Here is a 23358-nt window from a genome sequence, read left to right as displayed (position 1 = left end):
ATAACGGCCATTAACAACCGCCGTGCTGCAGCAAGGATTATGGAATACTGGTCGCCATTCAAGCGGTAGAGTTGCTGGCTGCAACTTGCCCCACTTGGGTATATAATCCGCATAGAGAAAGATAAGGAACCAATAAGACTTATGAAAGCCCACTCATCGCATCACGCCCAAAATGTTGACCACCAAGAGATCGCTAAATTTGAAGCTGTCGCCGCACGCTGGTGGGACCTGGAAGGTGAGTTCAAACCTTTGCACCGAATCAATCCACTACGCCTCGATTATATCATGCAACGCTCGGGGGGTATTTTTGGCCAAAAGGTGCTCGATGTGGGTTGTGGTGGGGGCATTCTGTCAGAAAGTATGGCCCGCGAAGGTGCGGTGGTGACCGGGTTAGATATGGGTTTCGAGCCATTGCAGGTTGCCCGTTTACATGCGTTGGAAAGCGGTATCCAGGTCACTTACGTGCAGGAAACCGTAGAGAGCCATGCACAAGCCCATCACCAGCAATATGACATCGTCACCTGTATGGAAATGCTGGAACACGTGCCTGACCCCTCCTCGGTAGTGCGAGCCTGCGCGCATCTGGTGAAACCAGGGGGCCATGTTTTTTTCTCTACCATCAACCGTAATGTCAAAGCTTGGCTGCTGGCCGTTGTTGGTGCCGAGTATCTGCTCAAGATGGTACCGAAGGGGACACACGATCATCGCAAGTTTATCCGCCCCTCTGAGCTGATTAGCTGGCTTGATGGTAGCGTACTATGCGAAAAGCATATGATCGGTCTGCATTACAACCCATTGACTGATCATTTCAAACTGGGCGGCAATGTGGATGTGAATTATATGGTGCATACGCAGCACCAAGGTTAAGCAAGAGAGACGCGACCGGGGTTGCTCTTGCCAACGCCGGTCTGTTTGTGACTCACCATGCAGGGTTATCTTCTGTCTGTGATCAAAAACTGCCATGCAAATCATTTTTAAGAATACTAAAGCAGATCAATATACCGTTTTTTTCTAACGTTTAATAAAGCGGCAAACAGTTATCATTTTGCTGAGGCGAACAAAACTATTGACAAGCTTAGACCCCTTGACACTACACGACTCCCCCTCTTCATTCACATTTCACCCCCAGGTTATTCACAAAATCAGCCGATTTTGTTCACTTGCAAATCCACGCTTTTATCACTATCTTGTTATCTTAATGACTCCTCCCCCCTATATATAGTATTTGCAGGTTAAGCGAAAGCACTAGACCTGCCTGCTTCTGGGAAACAAACGGACAGGTAAAAATGAACCAAAGCCTACTTGTAACTAAACGCGATGGCAGTAAAGAGCGCATTAACCTCGACAAAATCCACCGGGTCCTTGATTGGGCTGCAGAAGGTTTAAACAACGTTTCGGTTTCTCAAGTAGAGTTACGTTCACACATTCAGTTTTATGATGGCATCAAGACTGCCGATATTCATGAAACCATCATCAAGGCGGCGGCGGATCTTATCTCCCGTGACGCCCCTGATTATCAATATCTGGCCGCCCGCCTGGCCATCTTCCACTTACGGAAAAAAGCCTACGGTCAGTTTGAACCACCAAAACTGTATGACCACGTTGTCCGCATGGTTGAGATGGGCAAGTATGACAAACATCTGCTGGCGGACTATACCGCAGAAGAATTCGCCCAGATGGATAGCTTTATTGATCACTGGCGCGATATGAATTTCTCCTACGCGGCGGTTAAACAGCTGGAAGGTAAATATCTGGTACAAAACCGCGTTAGCGGCGAAATTTACGAAAGCGCGCAGTTTTTGTATCTTTTGGTTGCGGCCTGCCTGTTTTCCGGCTATCCACGTGAAACCCGTCTGGACTACGTAAAACGTTTCTATGACGCCATTTCCACCTTCAAGATCTCACTGCCTACCCCTATCATGTCTGGGGTGCGCACTCCAACCCGCCAGTTCAGTTCTTGTGTCCTGATCGAATGCGGTGACAGCCTGGATTCAATCAACGCCACCTCCAGTGCTATCGTTAAATATGTTTCGCAGCGCGCCGGCATCGGCATCAATGCCGGGCGTATTCGCGCCTTAGGTAGCCCGATCCGTGGTGGTGAAGCTTTTCACACTGGTTGCATCCCGTTCTACAAACATTTTCAGACTGCGGTGAAATCTTGCTCTCAAGGGGGAGTGCGCGGCGGTGCTGCCACCCTGTTCTACCCCATGTGGCACCTGGAAGTGGAAAGCTTACTGGTACTGAAGAACAACCGTGGCGTTGAGGGTAACCGAGTACGTCATATGGATTATGGTGTACAACTCAACCGCCTGATGTACCAGCGTTTGATCAAAAACGAAGATATTACCCTGTTCAGCCCTTCTGACGTCCCTGGGTTATATGATGCGTTCTTCGCCGATCAGGATGAATTCGAGCGGCTTTATACCCGTTATGAAAAAGACAGCAGCATTCGCCAACAGCGAGTCAAAGCAGTAGAACTGTTCTCATTGATGATGCAAGAGCGTGCTTCAACCGGCCGTATCTATATCCAGAACGTTGATCATTGCAACACGCACAGCCCGTTCGATCCGCAGGTCGCCCCGGTGCGCCAGTCGAATCTCTGTTTGGAGATCGCCTTGCCAACCAAACCACTGGATGACATCAACGACGAAAACGGTGAGATCGCCCTCTGTACCCTGTCAGCCTTCAACCTTGGGGCGATTGAAAGCCTGGATGATCTGGAAGAGTTAGCCACATTGGCGGTGCGCGCACTTGATGCCCTACTCGACTATCAGGACTACCCCATCAAAGCGGCCTTCCGTGGTGCAATGGGGCGGCGTACCCTGGGTATCGGTGTGATCAACTTTGCCTATTATCTGGCAAAAAATGGGGTCCGTTATTCGGATGGCAGTGCCAACCCACTGACCCACAGAACCTTCGAAGCGATTCAATACTACCTGTTAAAAGCATCGAATCGCCTGGCGCAAGAGCAAGGGCCTTGCCCATGGTTCAATGAAACGACCTATGCGAAAGGTATTCTGCCAATCGATACTTATAAGAAAGATCTAGATACGATTTGCAGCGAACCTTTGCATTATGACTGGGAAACACTGCGTAAAGAGATTAAACAGACTGGGCTGCGTAATTCAACCCTGTCGGCACTGATGCCGTCAGAGACATCGTCACAAATATCCAATGCCACCAATGGCATTGAGCCACCACGGGGTCATATCAGTATCAAGGCGTCGAAAGATGGTATTTTACGCCAGGTGGTTCCTGAGTATGAGCGTCTGAAAAATGACTATCAGCTATTGTGGGAAATGCCCAATAATGATGGCTACCTGCAATTGGTTGGCTTGATGCAGAAGTTCATCGACCAGTCGATTTCGGCCAATACCAACTACGATCCAACCCGTTTCCCAGCGGGTAAGGTGCCAATGAAGCAGTTGTTGAAAGACCTGCTGACCACCTACAAGCTGGGTATAAAAACACTGTATTATCAAAATACCCGCGACGGTGCGGAAGATATTCAGGAAGATTTGCAGTCAACGCAAAGTAATGATGACTGTGAAGGCGGCGCCTGCAAAATCTAATTTTTGATATTGCCTACTGGGGCAAACCGGCCGGAAACTGGTTTGACTGCCACCATGCGCGCGCCTACCTGAAAGGGAAATCTCAAGGATGAGATTTAAATGCAGCGGGTAGCAGCCCCAATGGGGGCGAATTACCCAGGTCACTCCCCCGCAACTTGAATACGGACCCAAACTTATGGCTTACACCACATTTTCACAAAATAAAAACAATCAGCTACTTGAGCCAATGTTCTTCGGCCAACCCGTCAACGTAGCGCGGTTTGATCAGCAAAAGCATGAAATATTCGAAAAGTTGATCGAAAAGCAGCTCTCCTTTTTCTGGCGCCCAGAAGAGGTTGACGTTTCCCGTGACCGTATCGACTATCAGGCTCTCCCCCCACACGAAAAACACATTTTTATCAGTAACCTGAAGTATCAGACCCTGTTGGACTCCATCCAGGGTCGCAGCCCGAACATTGCCTTCCTGCCGTTGATCTCAATCCCGGAACTGGAAACCTGGGTGGAAACCTGGTCATTCTCTGAAACCATTCACTCACGTTCCTACACCCATATCATCCGTAATATCGTTAATGATCCGGCAGTGGTATTTGACGATATCGTGACCAATGAAGAGATCAAAAAACGGGCGAAAGACATCTCCAGCTATTATGACAAACTGATTGAGATGACCAATTACTACCATCTGCTGGGTGAAGGCACCCATCAGGTTAATGGTAAAACCGTTGTGGTGAATATACGCGCCATCAAAAAACAGTTGTATCTGTGCCTGATGAGTGTCAATGCCCTTGAGGCCATCCGTTTCTATGTCAGTTTCGCCTGTTCGTTTGCTTTTGCCGAGCGTGAACTGATGGAAGGCAATGCCAAGATCATCAAGCTTATTGCCCGTGATGAAGCCCTGCATCTGACCGGTACCCAGCATATATTGAATCTGATGCGTTCGGGTGCAGATGACCTAGAGATGGTCGAGATCGCTGAAGAGTGTCAGCAGGAGTGTTACGACCTGTTCGTCATGGCGGCTGAACAAGAAAAAGAGTGGGCGGAGTATCTGTTTTGTGATGGTTCAATGATTGGCTTGAACAAAGATATTCTGTGCCAATATGTCGAATATATTACCAATATCCGTATGCAGGCCGTTGGCTTAAATCTGCCATTCCAGACCCGCTCCAACCCTATCCCCTGGATCAACGCCTGGCTGGTTTCGGATAATGTTCAAGTGGCTCCGCAGGAAGTGGAAGTCAGCTCCTATCTGGTCGGTCAGATTGACTCAGAAGTCAATGCTGACGACTTGAGTGATTTCGAGCTGTAAGTGAGCAGTCCAACCATCACGCTGCGTGCCAGTGGTGCGCAGCTCTCAGCTTCCGCAGGGGAAAGCTGCCTGCTTGAGATACTCGAGTTGCATGATATTGCGGTGGAATACCAATGCCGATCAGGCTATTGCGGTGCCTGCCGCTTGAAGTTACTGAAAGGTAAAGTCGCCTATCGCCAAGCGCCACTGGCTTTTGTCAATGAGGGCGAGATCCTGCCCTGCTGCTGTATGCCCTTGATGGATATTGAGCTGGAAATTTAGGCGGTGTCACACCGCCTATACAGTGTGTTACTCGATAATTGCCACCGTTTCCAACCAATTATGTCTACCGCAAACTTGGTCCTCATTGAGCCAGCGACGCAGCATATCCAACGCCAACATCGCTACAGATTCCTGCCGCAAACGCAGGCTATGACGGGAAACACGGTAGCTGACGGTCTGGCCCACGCCGCTCTTGGGCGTATGCAAGGCGATACTCACCCGTTCACCCTCCATGGCACTGACAGCCAACGCCAGAGGTGCATGGCTAAGCTGAGACAACCTCTGTGCACGTGCCAGCAAGGTTTCCAGTGTCTCGTGGCAATCAGTGGGGAGTAACTCTCCTCCCGCCAAAGGTGCCGCTTCGCTCTGCAATTGCAGATTGATCAACCCGGCAGTAAATTGCTCACTCAGCACCAGTTTCATCCCTTGTTGCTGCAGTCGTTGCGCTAACTGCGCCGCTAACCCCACCGTTCCTTCATAAATAGTATTATCCGCCACAATGCCTCGTACCCGTTGCCATATCTGCTCCATGGCAACGCGCTGACGGTGTGGTCCAGTCAACTTTAACTCAATAATTGGGCTGGAAGAGCGATACCCGAGCACCACATCCGGCGGTAACGATATTGGGTCCAATTCTGCTGCCAAGTCGCTTTCTGAAGTACCGAACGTCGTTAAACGTAAACATAACGGTGGCTCTGGCAGGCTAAACTGCTGCTGCAAATGCGGGAAAATCTGCTCTTTCACCATCACCTTAAACTCAGATGGCACACCCGGAGTAAAGAACATCAGGCATTTATTCAACCTCAACGCAAAACCGCAAGCGGTACCCACACGGTTATCCAGCATTTCAGCATTCGCTGGCAATTGTGCCTGCTTACGGTTGGAATCCGCCATCACCCGGCCTCGTTCAGCAAAATAGGCCTCGATACGGGTGATCCAGGAAGGGTGTTCAACCAATTCAACACCACAGGCCTTGGCAGCTGCCAGCGCACTGAGATCATCACTGGTGGGCCCCAAGCCACCATTCACTATCAACACATCCGCAATATGGCTACGCTCTTGTAGCGTTTCAATCAGAGAAGAGAGGCTATCCCCGACAGTTTCACGGCTACTCATCGGCAAGCCTTGTTGAAACAGATAATCTGCCAACCAGGCAGCATTGGTATCGATAATTTGCCCGTGCAGCACCTCATCACCGGTACTGAGCATCTCCACTCTTAACATTGATGTTCCTTTTGATCTGGATAACATAGACCTAAATTGCGGGTAATAAGCCAATAACTATCAGAAGTTCAAACCCACGCCCAGATAAGGGCCATCGGCTACCGCATTATCCCGCTTGCCCTCTTTCCCTTGCAGATTGAGATAACGATAGCCCACATCAACACTCAGCGGTTGAAAGACATTCCAACGCAAGCCACCATTGAATTCGTTATAAGCTTTGACACCGCTGGTTAATGCATCAGGAGCAAAATAACCTTCACCATACAGTGCAAAGTAACGGTTGAGGCTCCATTGCAGCCCCCCGCCTAAAGCCAGTGCAGCACCACTGCGCCCCTCTTGTGGGCTAAGATAGAGCGCTTTGCCCCCTACCATTGCCTTAAGTGGGGAAAATGGCAAGGTGAAATCCAAACCCACGCTGCCAACACTGCCATCATGGTCGCTACGTATCCAGTTGCCATTGACGCCCAACCCTGGAATAAGCAACCCCATGCCAGCACTGAGATGGGTATAATCTTGCCCCACCTCGCCTCTCACGCCAATGGCATTAGCAGAACCAGTCACAAACAGCAAAGCAGCTGCATACGCGACTAAAAATTTATTCATGATTGTTCCTTTTTTAACTCTGAATTATCAAAAGTGACAATATGTTATCTGAAAATGAGAATGAAAGAAGTTTAATAGAATCGACTTATATTCAAAATCATTCGAGTTATTTGACAAAGTGCTGTGTATTTTCAACAGGCCTTGCACTGATTTCCAAAGTTCGGATCACAGAAAGTGCTGAGTATCTGATCACTGATATCCGTGACTGCTTTATCGGGCTGGCTGCCATTGCTCGGCAGCCCACTGTTGTAAACGATGGCGTGAAATTTTAATCCCGCCATTTTTCAGTTCAATGGGTAAGGCGAGCAAGGCAATGGGCCGCTGAAAGTTTGCCAATTGGTCTTGTGCCCAGTTCAGTAATAAATCCAACGACAACTCCCCGGCCCAATCTGCCACCGCCACTGGCCGCTGACCAAACTCAGGGTCATCAAGCGGCACGATAAATACCTGGGATATCTGCGGATGTGCCAGCAACACTCGCTCGACCTCCTCTGGCTGTATCCCTTCGCCACCACTGAAGAACTGGTTATCCAAGCGGCCAATAATCCGCAACTCACCTTGCGCCATCACCCCACGATCACGGGTATGGAACCAACCTTCAGCATCGGTGACTGGCAGCAACGCCCCTTGGTACCAATACCCCAATGCCAGACTGTCAGAACGGATCCATACTTCCTGTTCCACCAGCCGAATCTCGCCCCCGGGCAGCGGTAACCCTACCCCCGGCAATTCATCAGCACGCTTGGCACAAACCGTCGAGGCCAATTCCGTCAGGCCATAACCACACCAACAGCGGATCCCCTGCGCCTCCGCTTGCCGGGTCAGCTCAACCGGGATCATCGCTCCGCCGAGTAACACTTCCTTCAAGCTATGCTCTGTTTGAGGTGCAGACAATAACCGCCACAACTGCGTCGGTACCAGAGAAGCATGAGTACAGCCCGCCAAGGCGTCTGCCAACGGTTGCATCTCGCGTAGCACCAACTGTGCCCCGGCTGTCAGCCAGCGCCAGACAATCCCTTGACCAGAAACATGAAACAACGGTAAAGAGAGCAGCCAGCTATCCGATGGTTGGAAATCCATCCGTTGTAAAACGCCTTGCGCACAAGCCAAATGCCCGGCATAGCTATGCGCTGCCGCTTTCGGCAGGCCGCTGGAACCGGAAGTCAAGGTTAACGTCGCCAGCCGCTGCGGTTGCCATGGTACCGGTTGCCATAGGCCAACATCCCCTTCCGTGGAGGATAAGATAGTCAGCTCAGCGGGTAAGGTGGGCAAACTGTCAGGGCTGAACACAAAAGCAATATTCAGATCGGACAGTAACCGATCCAGCATCGCAGCGGGCAACCCGGGGTTAAGTGGCAGCAAGCGCGCGCCACATTGCAACAAGGCCAGATAGGCCAACAGTAACGGATAACTGTTTTTACCGCATAGCGCCACACCACAGGCAGGCTGCACCCCTTGCTGCTGAAAATCAGCAGCAAGTGCATCAACCTGCTGTTGTAACATTAACCAACTGATCGGTTGCTGTTGCACCAGCAGCGCTGTCTCCTGTGGGCGGTGTGCTGCCCAATACCGCCATGGCCAGTTATTCAACTGCGCCATACACACTCCAGAGCCTCGCTCTGCAATAACGGTAAGGTGCTGTCAGGCCAACTACGCAGCAATTGTGCCTGCATCAGGTTTAGTGTATCCAACCCCGGCACCGTGTCTGGCGTTAACCAGTGGGCAATACGTGCCAACTGCGTGAGCCCCAGGCTGGACTCAATGCTGGAACTGATCACCGCAACCAAACCCGCCTGATGTGCTTGTGTTACCAACTCTTGGCAACGCTCCAGGCTACCCACCAAGGTGGGTTTGATCACAATGGCGGCGACGCCTGGTTCGGCCTGCACCACAAAGTCTGCCTCACGCACACTTTCATCCCAGGCAATGGCAATACCCTGTGATTGGGCGAAATGGCGTGATTCATCACGGGTTTTACAGGGCTCTTCCAAAAATGCGATACGATCACGCCACTGCGGATTGACATATTTGGCAAAACTGTCCGCTTTGGCTGCCGTCCAACTGCGGTTGGCATCCAGCCGCAATTTGAGGTCCGGCAATGCCTCCAGCAGCACATTGACCACCATACCATCACGCACCGCCTCGTACAGCCCCACCTTCACCTTGGCGATTTTCTCACCGGGCAGTGCCGCCAGCACGTCAAACAATTCATCCGGGTCGCCACTGCACAGCGGTACCTTGCGGTAATCCGCCTGCTGTGGCAACTGCCCGCTCAACTCAGCCAGCGCGCAACTGGTGCCAAACGCCACCGAAGGCCACAGTGTGGGTGCCGGTGACTGATCCGCCACCCACGCTTGCCCCCAAGCTAATGCCGCCTGTTGCGCCTGCTCTAAGGTTTCGACACTGAACTCCGGCAAGGGGGCAATTTCCCCCCAGCCTTGTTGCTCCCCTTGCTGCAAGTGGAGCAACAAACCATCACGGGTTTTCAAGCGCTGATTGCGCAGCACCACCCCTGCCTCCATCGGCACACTATAGCGATAGAGAGCCGCCATACGCGTTGAATTGGTCATTACGGATTACGCTTGAATTTGCTGAAGTCCGGCTGGCGCTTTTCATTAAATGCGTTACGCCCTTCCTGACCTTCATCGGTCATATAAAACAGCATGGTGGCATTACCCGCCAGCTCCTGCAAACCGGCCTGACCGTCACAGTCCGCATTCAGCGCGGCTTTCAGGCAACGCAGTGCCATCGGACTGTTTTGCAACATCTCACGACACCAGCGTACCGTCTCTTTTTCTAAATCCGCCAACGGTACCACGGTATTGACCAGCCCCATATCCAGTGCGGCAGCGGCATCATACTGACGGCACAGGAACCAGATCTCACGCGCTTTCTTCTGGCCCACAATACGTGCCATATAAGAGGCGCCCCATCCGCCGTCAAAGGAGCCTACTTTCGGCCCGGTCTGACCAAAAATGGCATTATCGGCAGCAATGGTCAGGTCACATATCATATGCAGCACATGACCACCGCCGATAGAGTAACCCGCCACCATCGCCACCACCGGTTTCGGGCAAGTGCGGATCTGACGTTGGAAATCGAGCACATTCAGGTGATGCACCCCACTATCATCACGATAACCACCGTAATCACCACGTACTTTCTGGTCGCCCCCGGCACAGAAGGCTTTATCACCCGCACCGGTAAGGATAATGGTCCCAATCCCATCGTCATAACGGGCATTCGCCAGGGCTTCAATCATCTCTTTTACCGTCAGTGGACGGAAAGCGTTACGCACTTGCGGGCGGTTAATGGTGATTTTGGCAATGCCATCACTGGATTTGTGATACAGGATATCTTCGAAATCGCCAGAACAATCCTGCCACTCAACAGCGGCATACAGTTGCTCTTCATTCGGATAAAGCATGTTCGCTTCCTTTATTATCAAGATTATCAAGAAATTCATCTAACACGGCGGCAAAGGCCACCGGGTTGGCTAAATGAGCATTATGACCCGCCTGCGGGACGGTGGCTAATGGCAAGCCAGCCTCTCGGGCCAACCCTTGGAACTTAGCATCATCCGCACCACATACCACTTTTATCGGCATGGTCAGTTGTTGTAATTGCGGGACCAGCCAAGGTTGACAGCCAAGAGAGGTGGCCTCCAGCATATCAGCCACTGCCTGCCCCTGGTTATTGGCTCGTGCCTCAATCAAGGCTTGGCGGTGTATAACATCCAGATCGGCAAATACCGGCTGCTGATACCAATCCGACAGTACCTGGCTGATGGGCTCAATACGAAAACGTTGGGCCCAATGGGCATCATGCACCCGGCGTTGCGCACGCAAGCCTTCATCATTTAGCCCTGGGTTGCCCCCTTCAATCAGCAGACCTTGCAGCCCCCGGCTATCACCGTGGCAAGCATGGTACATGGCAATGCGCCCCCCCAGCGAATACCCCACCAAACAGTAACGTTCGATGTTGTGCTGCTGCAATGTTGCGCTGATCTGCTGGCTGACATCGGCAAAATCGCGGCAAGATTGCCCGACAGAGTCGCCATGACCGGGCAGGTCAATGGCCAGTGAGGGCCAATGCGGGCAACGGGAAGCAATAACCCGCCACTCATTGTTGTTCCCCAGCAAGCCATGCAACCAAACCAGCCATGGGCGCTGGCTTTCGCCTGGTTGTAACACGCGCGCGGCCAGCATCAGTCAGCCGCCATCAGTTGTACCAAGTGCTGCAAGGTTTCGGCACCCTCACTGGAGGCAACCTGCAACTCAATTAATGTCGTCCCGCTGTGGCACCAGGCCTGCTCTACCGCCTGCTGCAATTGAGGCCAATTTTGCGGGCAGGCATAACTGAGCTGGAACATGGCTGCCGCATGGCTGAACTCCACATTCTGCGGCATACAGTAAAAACGTTGGCGCTCTGCTGGTGGCGTTGGCAACAATGAAAAGATCTGCCCACCGTTATTGTTCACCACTATCAGTACCATCGGTGCCGAGTCTTGGCGTAATAACGCCAGAGCATTCAAATCATATAAAGCTGAGATATCCCCCACCAACACCAGTGTAGGTTTGGCGGTAGCGCGTTGTACCCCTGCTGCGGTAGACAGCAGACCGTCAATGCCACTGGCACCACGATTACTGAACACCGGGTAACCGGCGGGTAATTGGCTTAATGCATCGATCAGGCGAACAATCAGGCTATTGCCAACAAACAATTGGCCATTTTCGGCTAATAGCTCGGGCAGGCGTTGGGCCAATTGTGCTTCACCAAAACGGTTATGCAGATATTCCGCGCTGACCTGAAAGGCTTGCTGCGCCAAGGTCGCCAACTCACCCGCCCAGGGTGAACACTCTTGAGCCGGGTGCAACTCAAGCCATTCAGCCACGCTGGAGCGAATACGGCGACCACGATGATGTGAAGGATCCAGACGACCAGGCAGATAATCAATCAACCAGAACTCTTCTGGCTGACAGTTCGCCTGCCATTGTAATAACCGTTTACCCGTCAGGCTGCTACCAAACTGCACCACCAATTGTGCCTTTGCCAGTAAATGGCGGGCTTGTGGTTTGGCCAACCACAAATCGGCACCAGGCAACGGTTGGCCGGTTTGCGACAGCACATCACCAATCAATGGCCAGCCCAGCCTCTCGGCCCATTCAGCCAGGCGTACCCCCTCTTCGGCACTCATTCGCCCGGCGATCACCACGCCACGTTTTTGCCGCCAGAGAAGCCAATCCTCTTGTTTTAATACCTGATGATGGTCCATTTCACGCAACCAGGGATGCGACGCCTGCCACCAATCACCCAGTGCCGCCGACCATTCATGGTACTGCTGCCCATCATCGCCATACAGCGGTTCGGCAAACGGGCAGTTAATATGCAACGCGCCCTGTAATAGACGTGCCATAGCACTATCGAGCGTCGACACCAGCCAACGAGCCGGAATATCCGGGCTGGGGCGGGGTAAATCAATACTGAGGGTAGGATGGCTGGCATAGAGGCCATGTTGACGAATAGCTTGATTGGCACCACAGTCAATCAGTTCTGGCGGTCGGTCTGCAGTTAGAAACACCAGCCGTTCGCCAGTGAGCCCAGCTTCGATCAACGCAGGATAGAGATTGGCCGCCGCAGTCCCTGAGGTGACGATCACCGCGACCGGTTGACGGGAGGCTTTTGCCAGGCCCAGCGCCAAATGGCCCAAGCCCCGCTCATCAAAATGGGTATGGCAGACAAAAGCAGGATTTGCCGCCGCCGCCAGTGTCAGTGGTGTCGAACGTGACCCAGGAGCGATACAGACATGCTGCACCCCATGGCGGGCGAGCGCTTCCAACAATAACGTGGCCCACTGGCGATTAAAAACACTTGTCGACATAATTCGCTCACAAGTCAATAAAACAGGCGATGTAACCTAACTAGCTGCGCTTAATACCGTTCCCCTTTTCAGTTCAGGAAAGTAGGCATGATGCAGAATGCAGAACGCCGACACGCCGTGAACCCCTCCCTGGGGGCTCGTATCGCGCGCCCTTGCGCTCAACGGTCAGCTAACTTGCATCACGCCCACCGGTAGCACAATTCGGCACGGCTCTTGAGGTCAACCGGGCAAGGTCATATGCCCCAAACAGTCGTTGCGAATTATACACCTCAACCGTTTAACTCCGGTTGCAATAATGTGCGCAAACCGGCTGCTTTACTTTCAACCTCTTGCCACTCCAGTTCAGGATCTGACCCGGCAACAACCCCGGCCCCGGCGTATAATTGCACCTCGGCCCCCTCAATCTGGCAAGAGCGCAGCGCCACACAAAATTCGGCTTGCGTGGCGCAAAGATAGCCCGCAGACCCCGCATACCAATGGCGCGAGAACGGCTCGTGCTGGCGAATAAAATCACGCGCCGCCTGGCGAGGCAAGCCGGCCACTGCCGCCGTAGGCTGGAGCCGCCGCAGGCAGTCGGCATCATTACTGCCATTCAGCTGTGCTTCAATACGCCGTCTTAGATGTTGCACTTTGCGCAAGCGCACCACCTCAGGGGGCAAGACGTCCACCGCATTGGCACCACCTTGCAGACGCTGACAGATATCATCCACCACCAGCAAGTTCTCTTGTTGGTTCTTGCTATCCTGCAGCAACCACTGTGCCAATGCCTCAGCCTGCTGTTCATCCTGGTGATTACTCACCGTTCCGGCCAATGCTTCGGTGGACAGATGATGCCCTTCACGCCGGTATAGTCGTTCAGGGCTGGAGCCAAGAAAAGCGGAATGTGCATCAATGCGCAGCATAAAGTGGTAGCATTGGTGATTCACCCTACGGCTGGCGGCCATCAACGCTGGCGCAAACAACGGGCTCTCGAGCGTTAACAACGAGCTACGAGCCAATACCACCTTATCCATCTGCTGACTTTTTATCGCTTTCAGCGCATCGCTCAGCATGATTTCCCAACCGGAACGTACCGGTTGATGTTGCACCGAACGCACTTTCACCTGTAAACCGGCGATCGGTTTTGCCACCAATAGCTTTCCCAGCCAGGCTCGTGCGGCCCTGGCGTCTTCTTGCAACGCATGTTCAGAGAACAGATTAAGCGTCAGTTCGCCTTTGCCTTTACAACTGAAAATTTCCAAGCGCGGCAATAGCAACAGTGCATCACCGTCGAAAGCATTAAGCCCCCAGAGACGGGCTCCCGGGTGAGCATCAACAAAGGCCTGTGCTTGTGCAGGTTCGGCAAATTGTCTTGCTGAGCCGCATACCGCCGCCTCTTGCATCCCATCGCGATGGCACCAGTAAAACTGGGGGAACAGACGCTGTGCCGCCAGCCACTCTAACAACCGCACAGTCAGGTGGCCGGGAACCGCCATGGTGATCTGCCGAAATCCGGCTTCCAAGGGAAAGTCCTGCTCCAACTGCTGGCTTAGCTGCCGCAGCAATCCCGAAAGTTGTTTCACTACCACCTCATTCACCAGACTCGTCGGGGGGAATTATACGGCAAATCAGCATTTAGGGGCGGAAAAATAGTGTCTATTTATCAATGCGCTGACAACACGATTGTTTATTAAAAATAATTATTTTGATTAAAAAACAAGCTCGAGAAAAAAACGGGATCCGCGTTGGCTACCGGGTTCCCATCACCATTAACCCTATCCAGATCAAATTAAGGGTTAAAAATGATGCTCACAGCCTTCCCGCGCTAATGCCACCAGCCCTTTTGGTCAGATGCAAGGAGCTTTTACATGAAAGAAAGATTTATAGGTTGGTTGAAAAACACCCAAAAAAACACCAAAGTCACCCAGTGGCTATCACGGCATCACCAGGCGGTTGCCGACATTCTTCCCGCCAGCAACATCAAAGCCGAGCTATTTTCTATCGACCAAATGGAACGCTACGGCCAACGCTTGGCTCGTTCACATAAACTGGCAAGCGGTAAATCCCCCTACCATTTGCTCAAACGCCTTAATGATAACGAACAGGTTTTGGCGGAAAGTTGCCGCCAATTAAGCAACGGCAAGAAAAGCATCATGACCCCCGCAGGCGATTGGCTGCTGGACAATTTTTACCTGATTGAAGAACAAATTCGCGTGGTCCGCCATCATCTGCCAAAAACCTTTGGCCGCTGGTTGCCCCGGTTGATGGTGCCACACAACTGCCCACGGATTTACGATATCGCCACCGAGGCGATTGCTCATGGTGATGGGCGTTGGGATGCCGAAAGCCTGATGCGCTATATTGCCGCCTACCAGACAGAAGTGAATTTAACGCTGGGGGAACTCTGGGCGTTACCCGGTATGCTCAGGCTGGCACTGATTGAAAACTTACGCCGAGTGGCGTTAGAAGTAGCCCAGGTGCAACAGGAACGCAATCTGGCGGATAGCTGGGTGACTAAAATGCTCGAGTCGGCAAAAAACGACCCCGCCAACTTGATTATCGTCATTGCCGATATGGCGCGTTCTAACCCGCCGCGCACCAGTGCCTTCGTGGCCGAACTGGCCCGTCGCCTACGGGGCCATGGCACCATGTTGGCGCTACCACTGACCTGGGTTGAACAACGCCTGGCGGAAGTCAGCTTGACCTCAGATGAGTTGATTCATCGTTTCAACCAGCAGTTGGCCTCTAATCAACTCTCTGTCAGCAACAGTATTGCGGGTCTGCGTCAACTGAGCGAAATGGATTGGGCGGAATTTGTCGAAGCCATGAGTCACGTTGACCATACTTTGAGTGAAGATCCTGCGGGCATCTACCCATTAATGCATTTCAATACCCGTGACCACTATCGCCATGTGATCGAAACGCTCGCGCGCCAGTGCCCGCATAGTGAGGTCCAAGTGGCAAAGCAGGCGCTGAATATGGCACGGGCCGCCGCTGAACAGGCCAATAGCAACCCACGAACGCACCATATCGGCTATTACCTGATTGATGATGGCCGCCCACAACTGGAACAACAACTCCAGGTCCGTTTTGGGCGCATGAGCCGTATCAGTCAACTCTTCAATCAGTACCCGCTGCTCTCTTGGGTCGGTAGCCTCAGCCTGCTCACTACCGCGGCCTGTGCCGTGGTATTGCACCATACTTATCGCACCGGCATCACTTGGGGGTTGCTGCTGCTGATCTGCCCATTAGTGGTCGTGGTCAGTCAGTTGATGGTCAACTTACTCAGTGAAACCACCAGCCGTAACTGTTCACCAAAACCGCTACCCAGGCTCGATTTTTCCAACGGCATCCCGGAAAAATACCGCACCCTGGTGGTGTTCCCGACCTTGATCAGCCATAAAGCGAATATTGACCAATTGATCAATACGTTGGAAGTCTGTTATCTGGGCAATTCGATGCCGCATCTGCATTTCGCCTTACTGACCGACTTTAATGATGCCGCACAGCAACACCAGGCGGATGATGCCGAGTTACTGGCTTATGCCAGCCAAAAGGTCAATGAGCTGAATACCCGCTATAGCAGCGAAGGTGCCAGTCACTTCTTTCTGTTCCACCGGGAACGCCTGTGGAATGAAAAGCAGCAAACCTGGATGGGGTTGGAACGTAAGCGTGGCAAGCTGAATGCCTTGAATGATTGGCTACGTAATCGAGGTAATGGATTTTCCAGCCAAATAGGGCAAGGGTTAACGCAGTTAAAAACCGTTAAATATGTTATTACGCTCGATAGCGACACCATTTTGCCGCGTGAAACCGCCCATCAGTTGATTGCTGCTATGGCACACCCATTGAATCAACCACAATACGATGCCACACACAATCGGGTAGTGGCTGGCTATGCTGTCCTGCAGCCACGAATGGCAGAAGAGATCCCCACTTATGGTCAGAGCCACTATGCGGCACTCTGTAGCAGCACACCGGGCAATGACCCCTACACGCAGATCTCCTCTGATATTTACCAGGATCTGTTTGGTGAAGGTTCGTTTATTGGTAAAGGGATTTATGACGTCGATGTCTTTTCCCACAGTCTGCAAGGCTCTTTCCCAGAAAATATGGTCTTAAGCCACGACCTGTTGGAAGGTTGCTATGCCCGCTCGGGTTTACTCAGTGATGTGTTGCTTTATGAGCAATATCCCGGCACTTATCTGGTAGACGTGGCGCGCCGTTCACGCTGGATCCGTGGCGACTGGCAATTACTCAACTGGCTGCGCCCCCAGGTGGTCACTGAGGATGGCACCCGTGCAGCCAATCCGCTGAGCCACCTATCGCGCTGGAAACTGCTGGATAACCTGCGCCGTAGCCTGGTCTCCCCTTGTTTACTGTTGCTGTTGTTCCTTAGCATTGGCTGGTTACCGGATACCGGCTACTGGTTTGCTGTCTTCGCCATTATTCTGCTGCTACCCACGCTGCTGGCACTGTTGCAAGATGGGGTACGCAAACCGCCGCACCAGCCTTATCGCCAGCATTTACAGTTGAAACTCAAAGGATCACTACACCGGCTGGCGCAGGTTGGCCTACGACTAACCGAATTACCCCATGAAGCCCTCTACAGCCTGCAGGCCATTGCTATCACGCTGTGGCGTTTACTGGTGAGCAAACATCGTCTGCAAGAGTGGAGCAGCTATGCTCAATCCCAACAGCACCAGGCGGTCACGCTGGCCAATTACTACTGCAAGCTGTGGTTCAACCCGTTGGCTGGTGTACTGCTCTTGCTACTGGCGGCGTTTTCTGGCGCGATCGCTATATTGCTCGCCCTGCCATTAGCCATTTTGTGGGTGCTGTCGCCGTTCCTGCTTTATCACCTCAGCCTTGAGCCACTGCGAGTTAAAGCTGCCCTCACCCTTACGCAACGCCGCTACTTGCGCCAGACCAGCCGCGAAACCTGGGCGTTTTTTGCCACCTTTGTCACTGAACAAGAGAATTGGTTACCGCCGGATAACTTCCAGGAGATCCCGGAGCCGATGATCGCGCATCGTACTTCGCCCACCAATATCGGGCTGTCGCTGCTGGCGGATCTCACCGCCTATGACTTCGGTTATCTCACCCTCAGTGGTGCCTTACAGCGCATTACTCTGACCTTGGGCACACTGGAGCGTATGGAGCGTTACCGGGGTCATCTGTACAACTGGTATGACACCCGGACACTGGAACCCCTGAGCCCGCGCTATGTCTCCAGCGTGGACAGTGGGAACTTCGCTGCTCATCTACTGACATTGAGTGCCGGGTTACCGCCGTTGGCCAATCAACCGGTGATCGACCCGTCCCGCCTGCTTGGCGGGCTTGATGACACCCTGTTGTTGCTAGAGCAGCACTGGGGAGCCACCGCCCCCCAAGCCTTGCAGCAGTTGCGCAAACTGTGGCAACGGGCAAACAATGCCCCTCCGGCAGCACTGCAAACTGAACTGAATACGCTGCTTAGTGAGAGCCAAAACCTACAGGAAAGCGCACGGCAACAGGGCGAAGCGACTCAACGCTGGGCAGCGGCTTTTCAGCAACAACTCAACGAACTCAGCAGCGAGTGGAGCTTATGGTTTGGTTGGTTGAACAACAGCCTGCCGGCACTGGAGCAAGTGCCCAGCCTGCACTGGTTAGCCAACCCGCCCAAACAGCTGAGGCTATCAGCAGAGCAGCAAGTGCAACTTGATAGCGTGACTCAACTGGCTACCGAACGCCTGGCACAATTGACGCTGTTGCAACAGCGGTTAGAAAACATGGCGCATATGGACTTCAGTTTCCTGTACGACAAAACCACACATTTGCTGACTGTCGGTTTCAACTGCGATCAAAACCGCGCAGACAGCAGTAAATATGATCTGTTGGCCTCAGAAATCCGCCTGACCAACTATGTCGCCATTGCCACCAACCAAATCCCGCAGCGCAGTTGGTTTGCACTGGGGCGACTGTTTACCCTGATCAATAAAGAACCGGCCCTGATGTCCTGGAGCGGTTCGATGTTCGAATATCTGATGCCGCAATTGGTGATGCCGGCCTACCCCAATACCGTTCTGGTGCAAATGTGCCGTGCGGCCGTAAAACGGCAAATTGCCTGGGGCAAAGAGTGCGGTGTCCCGTGGGGGATTTCTGAATCCGGCTATTTTGGCTTTGATGTGTTGCAAAACTACCAATATCACGCCTTTGGGGTGCCGGGATTAGGCTTGCGACGCGGGCTGGGGGATGACATGGTCATTGCCCCTTACGCCACCCTACTGGCGTTGATGGTTGACCCCGACAGTGCCTGCAACAATTTGCTGACGCTGGAAAAAAACGGCGCCAAAGGGCGTTATGGTTTCTACGAAGCACTGGATTACACCGCATCCCGCCTCAGTTGGGGGCAACTGTATGTGATTGTCCGTTCCTATATGGCTCACCATCAGGGGATGAGCTTCCTGGCGTTATCGCATCTGTTGTTGGATGCACCAATGGTAAAACGTTTTTCCCGCTACCCTGCTTTCCAGTCAACCCGGCTGGTTTTGCAGGAACGGGTGCCGGATGCCATCGAGCTTTACAGCACCCGCCGCCACTTCGAAACTCATGAAGGCACCATTACACCGGCCAGTTTTGCTGCCCGCGAATTCACCGGTGTTGATTCCTTCATTCCCGAAGTGCAACTGCTGTCTAATGCCAACTATCACCTAATGATCAGCCAAAGTGGGGGTAGCTATAGTCGCTGGCAGGATCTGGCATTGACACGTTGGCGCGAGGATGCCACCTGCGACAACTGGGGGGCTTTCTGTTACCTGCGTGATCCACAAACCGGTGAGGTGTGGAGTAACACCTGGCAACCTACCGGAGGAAGCGAGAAAGGGGGTTACCGCGCCACCTTCAACGACGCAGGTGCGGAGTTCCAACGCCAGCAGGGGATGCTTTCGGTGAAAACTCAAGTGGTGATTTCACCAGAGGATGATATCGAACTGCGCCGCCTGACCTTGGTTAACCGTGGCAAACAAACGCGTATCATCGAAATTACCAGCTATGCCGAAGTGGTGCTGGCCCCAGCCAACAATGACCTGGCCCATCCTGCATTCAGCAATCTGTTTGTACAAACTGAGTTACTGCCTGATCAGGACGCCATTCTGTGCCACCGCCGCCCCCGTGAACCGCAAGAAAAATCGCCGTGGTTGCTGCATATGATGATCCTGCCAGGGGGCAGTAACCAGACCTCGTTTGAAACCGATCGGGCCAAGTTTATCGGCCGGGGTCGCACGCCAGCCAACCCGCAGGCGCTGCATCAGAACCGCCCCCTGACCAATAGCGCCGGCGCAGTACTCGACCCGATAATGGCTATCCGCCAGCAGGTGGTGCTTAAACCCAATCAACCGTTGACGCTAGATATCTTCTATGGCGTTTGTGAAGACCGTGACAGCAGCCTGGCAATGTTGGAGAAATACCGTGACCGCTATATGGCGGACCGTATTTTCGAACTGGCCTGGTCACACAGCCAAGTAGTGCTACGCCAGCTTAATGCCAATGAAGAAGACGCCAATCTGTTTAATCGCTTGGCCAGCGCGGTGGTATTCCCGGCACAAGAAATGCGTGCCGCCAGCAGTGAAATCATCAATAACCGCCGTGGGCAATCCGGGCTTTGGGGCTATTCCATCTCCGGTGATCTGCCTATTGTGCTGTTATCTGTCAGCGACAGTGAGAATATCGCACTGGTGAAAAAGCTGATCCAGGCACATAACTACTGGCGCTTGAAAGGGCTACAGGTTGATCTGGTGATTATTAATCAGGATCTCGGGGGCTATCGGCAAGATCTGCAAAATCAGATCATGGAGATGATTGCCGCTGGCATGGAGTCATGCCTGACTGACAAGCCTGGCGGGATCTTCGTTCGCTCCGGCGAATTGATGTCGCCGGAAGACCGTACCCTGCTACTGAGCGTAGCGCGGATTTATCTGGATGATCGGCGCGGTGGGCTGGTGGAGCAACTCAACCAACGTTTGCAACAGCCACCAACCCAACAGCAACCATTAGGCCCGCCAACCGCCGCCTCTAAGCTGGCTGTCCTGACTCGTTTACCGCACAACCTGCATTCACCCCAGCTACCTGACATCGATAACCTGCAATTCTACAACGGCTATGGGGGCTTCTCGGCAAATGGCCGCGAATATGTCATCGCCGTTAACGAAAGCCGGGTCACGCCAGCACCTTGGGCAAACGTGATTGCCAATGAGATGTTCGGCTCAGTGGTCTCAGAAAGTGGCCAGGCTTATACCTGGTATGAAAACGCCCACGAGTACCGCTTGACCCCGTGGAATAACGACCCGGTGAGTGACCGTAGCGGTGAAGCCTTCTACCTGCGTGATGAAGAGAGTGGGCATATTTGGTCACCTACACCACTCCCCGCCAAAGGGAGTGGTCATTACCTGACGCGCCACGGTTTTGGCTATAGCGTGTTCGAGCACCGGGAAAGCGGTATCGATAGCCAACTGACGGTGCTGGTGGCCAAAGATGCACCAGTGAAGTTGTTCCTGCTCACCCTGACCAATGCCTCTGGGCGCACCCGTAGGCTTTCTACCACCGGATATATGGAGTTTATCCTCGGTGATTCGCGCCAAAAAGCGGCAATGCATGTAGTGACCCGCAGCGCAACCGTGCCTGGGGGTTGCGGCATCCTCGCCAACAACTATTACACCAGTAGTGGTTCGCCACGCACGGCGTTCTTCGGCGTGACTGGCGTACATTGTTCAATCACCGGTGATCGGCGGGAATTTATTGGCCGCAACGGTACGCTGGCCGACCCTGCCGTTCTGAAATTACGACGGTTATCCGGCAAGACCGGCGGCGGTCTGGACCCTTGTGGGGCGGTGCAGTCTGCCATTAGCCTCATTGATGGCGACCAACGCAGTTGGGTATTCGCTCTAGGCCTGGGGCAAGATACTGACGAAGCCGAAGCCCTGCTACGCCATTATCTGCAAGAAGATGTGCTGCATCACGAGTTACACCTGGTGGAGCAACACTGGGACGGGCTGCTGAACAAGGTACAAATCGCCACCCCCTATCCGGCTGTCGATCTGCTGGCTAATGGCTGGCTGCTGTATCAAACCATCGCCTGCCGCCTTCAAGCCCGCAGTGGCTATTATCAATCGGGTGGTGCGTTTGGCTTCCGCGATCAACTGCAAGATACGCTGGCACTGACACACACCCAGCCTGAACGTCTACGCGAACAAATCCTGTTATGTGCTTCGCGGCAATTTATTGAAGGGGATGTTCAGCACTGGTGGCATCCGCCACAGGGCAATGGGGTACGCACCCGCTGTTCCGATGATTACCTGTGGTTGCCTTTGGCTATTTGCCATTACCTTGATGCCACGGACGATCAGGCCGTTCTTCAACAGCAGGTAAGTTATCTGACAGCACGCCCATTGGCAGCGGGTGAAGAGTCATGTTACGAACAGCCGGGTACCAGTACCGAACAAGAGAGCCTGTATCTGCACGGTGTCAGAGCGCTGAAGCATGGCCTGAGACTGGGTGAGCACGGGCTGCCACTGATGGGCAGTGGTGACTGGAACGACGGCATGGATAAAGTCGGATCGGAAGGTCGTGGCGAGAGTGTTTGGCTCGGTTTCTTCCTGTTCTCTATTCTGCAACGCTACGGCAAGCTGGCTCACCAGCATAGTGATCCAGAATTAGCGCAATGGTGCCAACAGCAAGCGGAACAACTGCGCGTTAACCTGCACGCTCACGCCTGGGATGGTGAGTGGTACCGCCGTGGCTACTTCGACAATGGCGAACCTTTGGGGTCGCAGCACAGCGCGGAGTGCCGCATTGATGCCATCGCCCAGAGCTGGTCAGTTCTTTCCGGCGGTGGCGACTCGGCACGCAGTACGCAGGCGATGCAATCGTTGGATAAGCACCTGGTGGATAACCAGGCCGGGATCATCAAACTGCTGACGCCACCTTTTGATGGCAAGGGCCCGAACCCAGGTTATATCCGTGGTTATCTGCCCGGTGTGCGGGAAAACGGCGGACAATATACTCATGCGGCCATATGGGCAGTAATGGCCTTCGCCGAAATGGGCAATATCGAACGCGCCTGGGAATTGATGGCCATGATTAACCCAATCAACCATAGCCTAGACAGCATGGCGGCAGATCGCTACAAAGTTGAGCCTTATGTTGCTACGGCGGATATTTATGCCGTCGCCCCGCATATTGGCCGTGGTGGTTGGAGTTGGTATACCGGTTCCGCAGGCTGGATGTATCGGCTGATCATAGAGTCACTACTTGGGCTAAAACGCCGTGGCAATACCCTGGCCATCAACACCCGGTTGCCCGTTGGTTGGCCGCCAGTTACGCTAACCTACCGTGAAGGAAGCAGCGAATATCGCTTAGTCCTGCGCCAAGGCGAGGGCCACACGCAAGTGTTCGTTGACGGTGAACGGCAACCACAACCAGTGATTACCTTGCTCGATGAGGGGAAAATCTATCAAGTGGAAGTGATATTGGGGCGTTGATTGACCTCATCCAGC

13 protein-coding genes are annotated in these 23358 nt (G+C 53.2%); 5 read left to right on the top strand and 8 right to left on the bottom strand.

Going from position 1 to position 23358, the window contains the following annotated elements; all coding sequences use genetic code 11:
• The first annotated feature begins 141 nt into the window (after positions 1–141).
• The 4 genes from ubiG to yfaE all read left to right on the top strand — a co-directional run bounded on the left by ubiG (position 142) and on the right by yfaE (position 5139).
• Complete coding sequence (gene ubiG, locus ACX9GV_RS06025) at positions 142–867, top strand: bifunctional 2-polyprenyl-6-hydroxyphenol methylase/3-demethylubiquinol 3-O-methyltransferase UbiG (protein ID WP_023491374.1); 726 nt, start codon at positions 142–144, stop codon at positions 865–867.
• Positions 868–1286: 419 nt separating this feature from the next.
• Positions 1287–3572, top strand: coding sequence for a class 1a ribonucleoside-diphosphate reductase subunit alpha (gene nrdA / locus ACX9GV_RS06020; protein WP_473197396.1), 2286 nt, complete (start codon positions 1287–1289; stop codon positions 3570–3572).
• 175 nt (positions 3573–3747) lie between these two features.
• Positions 3748–4878 carry a class Ia ribonucleoside-diphosphate reductase subunit beta gene (nrdB, locus tag ACX9GV_RS06015; protein ID WP_023491371.1) on the top strand — a complete coding sequence of 377 codons (1131 nt, stop codon included), beginning with the start codon at positions 3748–3750 and terminating at the stop codon, positions 4876–4878.
• On the top strand, positions 4879–5139 hold the full coding sequence (yfaE, locus tag ACX9GV_RS06010; RefSeq protein WP_473197395.1) for a class I ribonucleotide reductase maintenance protein YfaE: 261 nt from the start codon (positions 4879–4881) through the stop codon (positions 5137–5139).
• A gap of 27 nt (positions 5140–5166) precedes the next feature.
• Here yfaE and ACX9GV_RS06005 read toward each other — a convergent pair whose 3' ends face one another.
• From ACX9GV_RS06005 to menF, 8 genes are all read right to left on the bottom strand, one after another.
• Positions 5167–6363 carry a nicotinamide mononucleotide deamidase-related protein YfaY gene (locus ACX9GV_RS06005; RefSeq protein ID WP_473197394.1) on the bottom strand — a complete coding sequence of 399 codons (1197 nt, stop codon included), beginning with the start codon at positions 6361–6363 and terminating at the stop codon, positions 5167–5169.
• A 60-nt stretch (positions 6364–6423) separates the two neighbouring features.
• Positions 6424–6966, bottom strand: coding sequence for a YfaZ family outer membrane protein (locus ACX9GV_RS06000; protein WP_473197393.1), 543 nt, complete (start codon positions 6964–6966; stop codon positions 6424–6426).
• A 210-nt stretch (positions 6967–7176) separates the two neighbouring features.
• Positions 7177–8565: an o-succinylbenzoate--CoA ligase gene (gene menE, locus ACX9GV_RS05995; RefSeq protein ID WP_473197392.1), complete on the bottom strand. Its 1389-nt coding sequence runs from the start codon at positions 8563–8565 to the stop codon at positions 7177–7179.
• The gene (gene menC, locus ACX9GV_RS05990; protein ID WP_473197391.1) at positions 8553–9536 is read right to left on the bottom strand and encodes an o-succinylbenzoate synthase; all 984 of its coding nucleotides are present in this window, start codon (positions 9534–9536) and stop codon (positions 8553–8555) included. The genes menE and menC overlap by 13 nt, the downstream gene beginning before the upstream one ends.
• Positions 9536–10393 carry a 1,4-dihydroxy-2-naphthoyl-CoA synthase gene (gene menB, locus ACX9GV_RS05985; RefSeq protein ID WP_023491361.1) on the bottom strand — a complete coding sequence of 286 codons (858 nt, stop codon included), beginning with the start codon at positions 10391–10393 and terminating at the stop codon, positions 9536–9538. The genes menC and menB overlap by 1 nt, the downstream gene beginning before the upstream one ends.
• Positions 10377–11174 carry a 2-succinyl-6-hydroxy-2,4-cyclohexadiene-1-carboxylate synthase gene (gene menH, locus ACX9GV_RS05980; RefSeq protein WP_473197390.1) on the bottom strand — a complete coding sequence of 266 codons (798 nt, stop codon included), beginning with the start codon at positions 11172–11174 and terminating at the stop codon, positions 10377–10379. Before menH ends, menB begins: the two co-directional genes overlap by 17 nt.
• Complete coding sequence (gene menD, locus ACX9GV_RS05975) at positions 11174–12847, bottom strand: 2-succinyl-5-enolpyruvyl-6-hydroxy-3-cyclohexene-1-carboxylic-acid synthase (protein ID WP_473197389.1); 1674 nt, start codon at positions 12845–12847, stop codon at positions 11174–11176. Before menD ends, menH begins: the two co-directional genes overlap by 1 nt.
• A gap of 269 nt (positions 12848–13116) precedes the next feature.
• Complete coding sequence (gene menF, locus ACX9GV_RS05970; protein WP_473197388.1) at positions 13117–14409, bottom strand: isochorismate synthase MenF; 1293 nt, start codon at positions 14407–14409, stop codon at positions 13117–13119.
• A gap of 285 nt (positions 14410–14694) precedes the next feature.
• Between menF and ACX9GV_RS05965 the strand changes: the two genes are divergently transcribed.
• Positions 14695–23343, top strand: coding sequence for a glycoside hydrolase family 94 protein (locus tag ACX9GV_RS05965; protein ID WP_473197387.1), 8649 nt, complete (start codon positions 14695–14697; stop codon positions 23341–23343).
• The last annotated feature ends 15 nt before the right edge of the window (positions 23344–23358 follow it).

It is taken from the genome of Serratia sp. 25CWL12 (genome assembly GCF_055790885.1).
This window is presented reverse-complemented; position numbering and strand designations above follow the sequence as displayed.

Excerpts from the sequence above, each read along its gene's own strand:
- ubiG (WP_023491374.1), top strand. The coding sequence starts at position 142 with ATGAAAGCCCACTCATCGCATCACGCCCAAAATGTTGACCACCAAGAG.
- nrdA (WP_473197396.1), top strand. The coding sequence starts at position 1,287 with ATGAACCAAAGCCTACTTGTAACTAAACGCGATGGCAGTAAAGAGCGC.
- nrdB (WP_023491371.1), top strand. The coding sequence starts at position 3,748 with ATGGCTTACACCACATTTTCACAAAATAAAAACAATCAGCTACTTGAG.
- ACX9GV_RS06005 (WP_473197394.1), bottom strand. The coding sequence starts at position 6,363 with ATGTTAAGAGTGGAGATGCTCAGTACCGGTGATGAGGTGCTGCACGGG.
- ACX9GV_RS06000 (WP_473197393.1), bottom strand. The coding sequence starts at position 6,966 with ATGAATAAATTTTTAGTCGCGTATGCAGCTGCTTTGCTGTTTGTGACT.
- menE (WP_473197392.1), bottom strand. The coding sequence starts at position 8,565 with ATGGCGCAGTTGAATAACTGGCCATGGCGGTATTGGGCAGCACACCGC.
- menC (WP_473197391.1), bottom strand. The coding sequence starts at position 9,536 with ATGACCAATTCAACGCGTATGGCGGCTCTCTATCGCTATAGTGTGCCG.
- menB (WP_023491361.1), bottom strand. The coding sequence starts at position 10,393 with ATGCTTTATCCGAATGAAGAGCAACTGTATGCCGCTGTTGAGTGGCAG.
- menH (WP_473197390.1), bottom strand. The coding sequence starts at position 11,174 with ATGCTGGCCGCGCGCGTGTTACAACCAGGCGAAAGCCAGCGCCCATGG.
- menD (WP_473197389.1), bottom strand. The coding sequence starts at position 12,847 with ATGTCGACAAGTGTTTTTAATCGCCAGTGGGCCACGTTATTGTTGGAA.
- ACX9GV_RS05965 (WP_473197387.1), top strand. The coding sequence starts at position 14,695 with ATGAAAGAAAGATTTATAGGTTGGTTGAAAAACACCCAAAAAAACACC.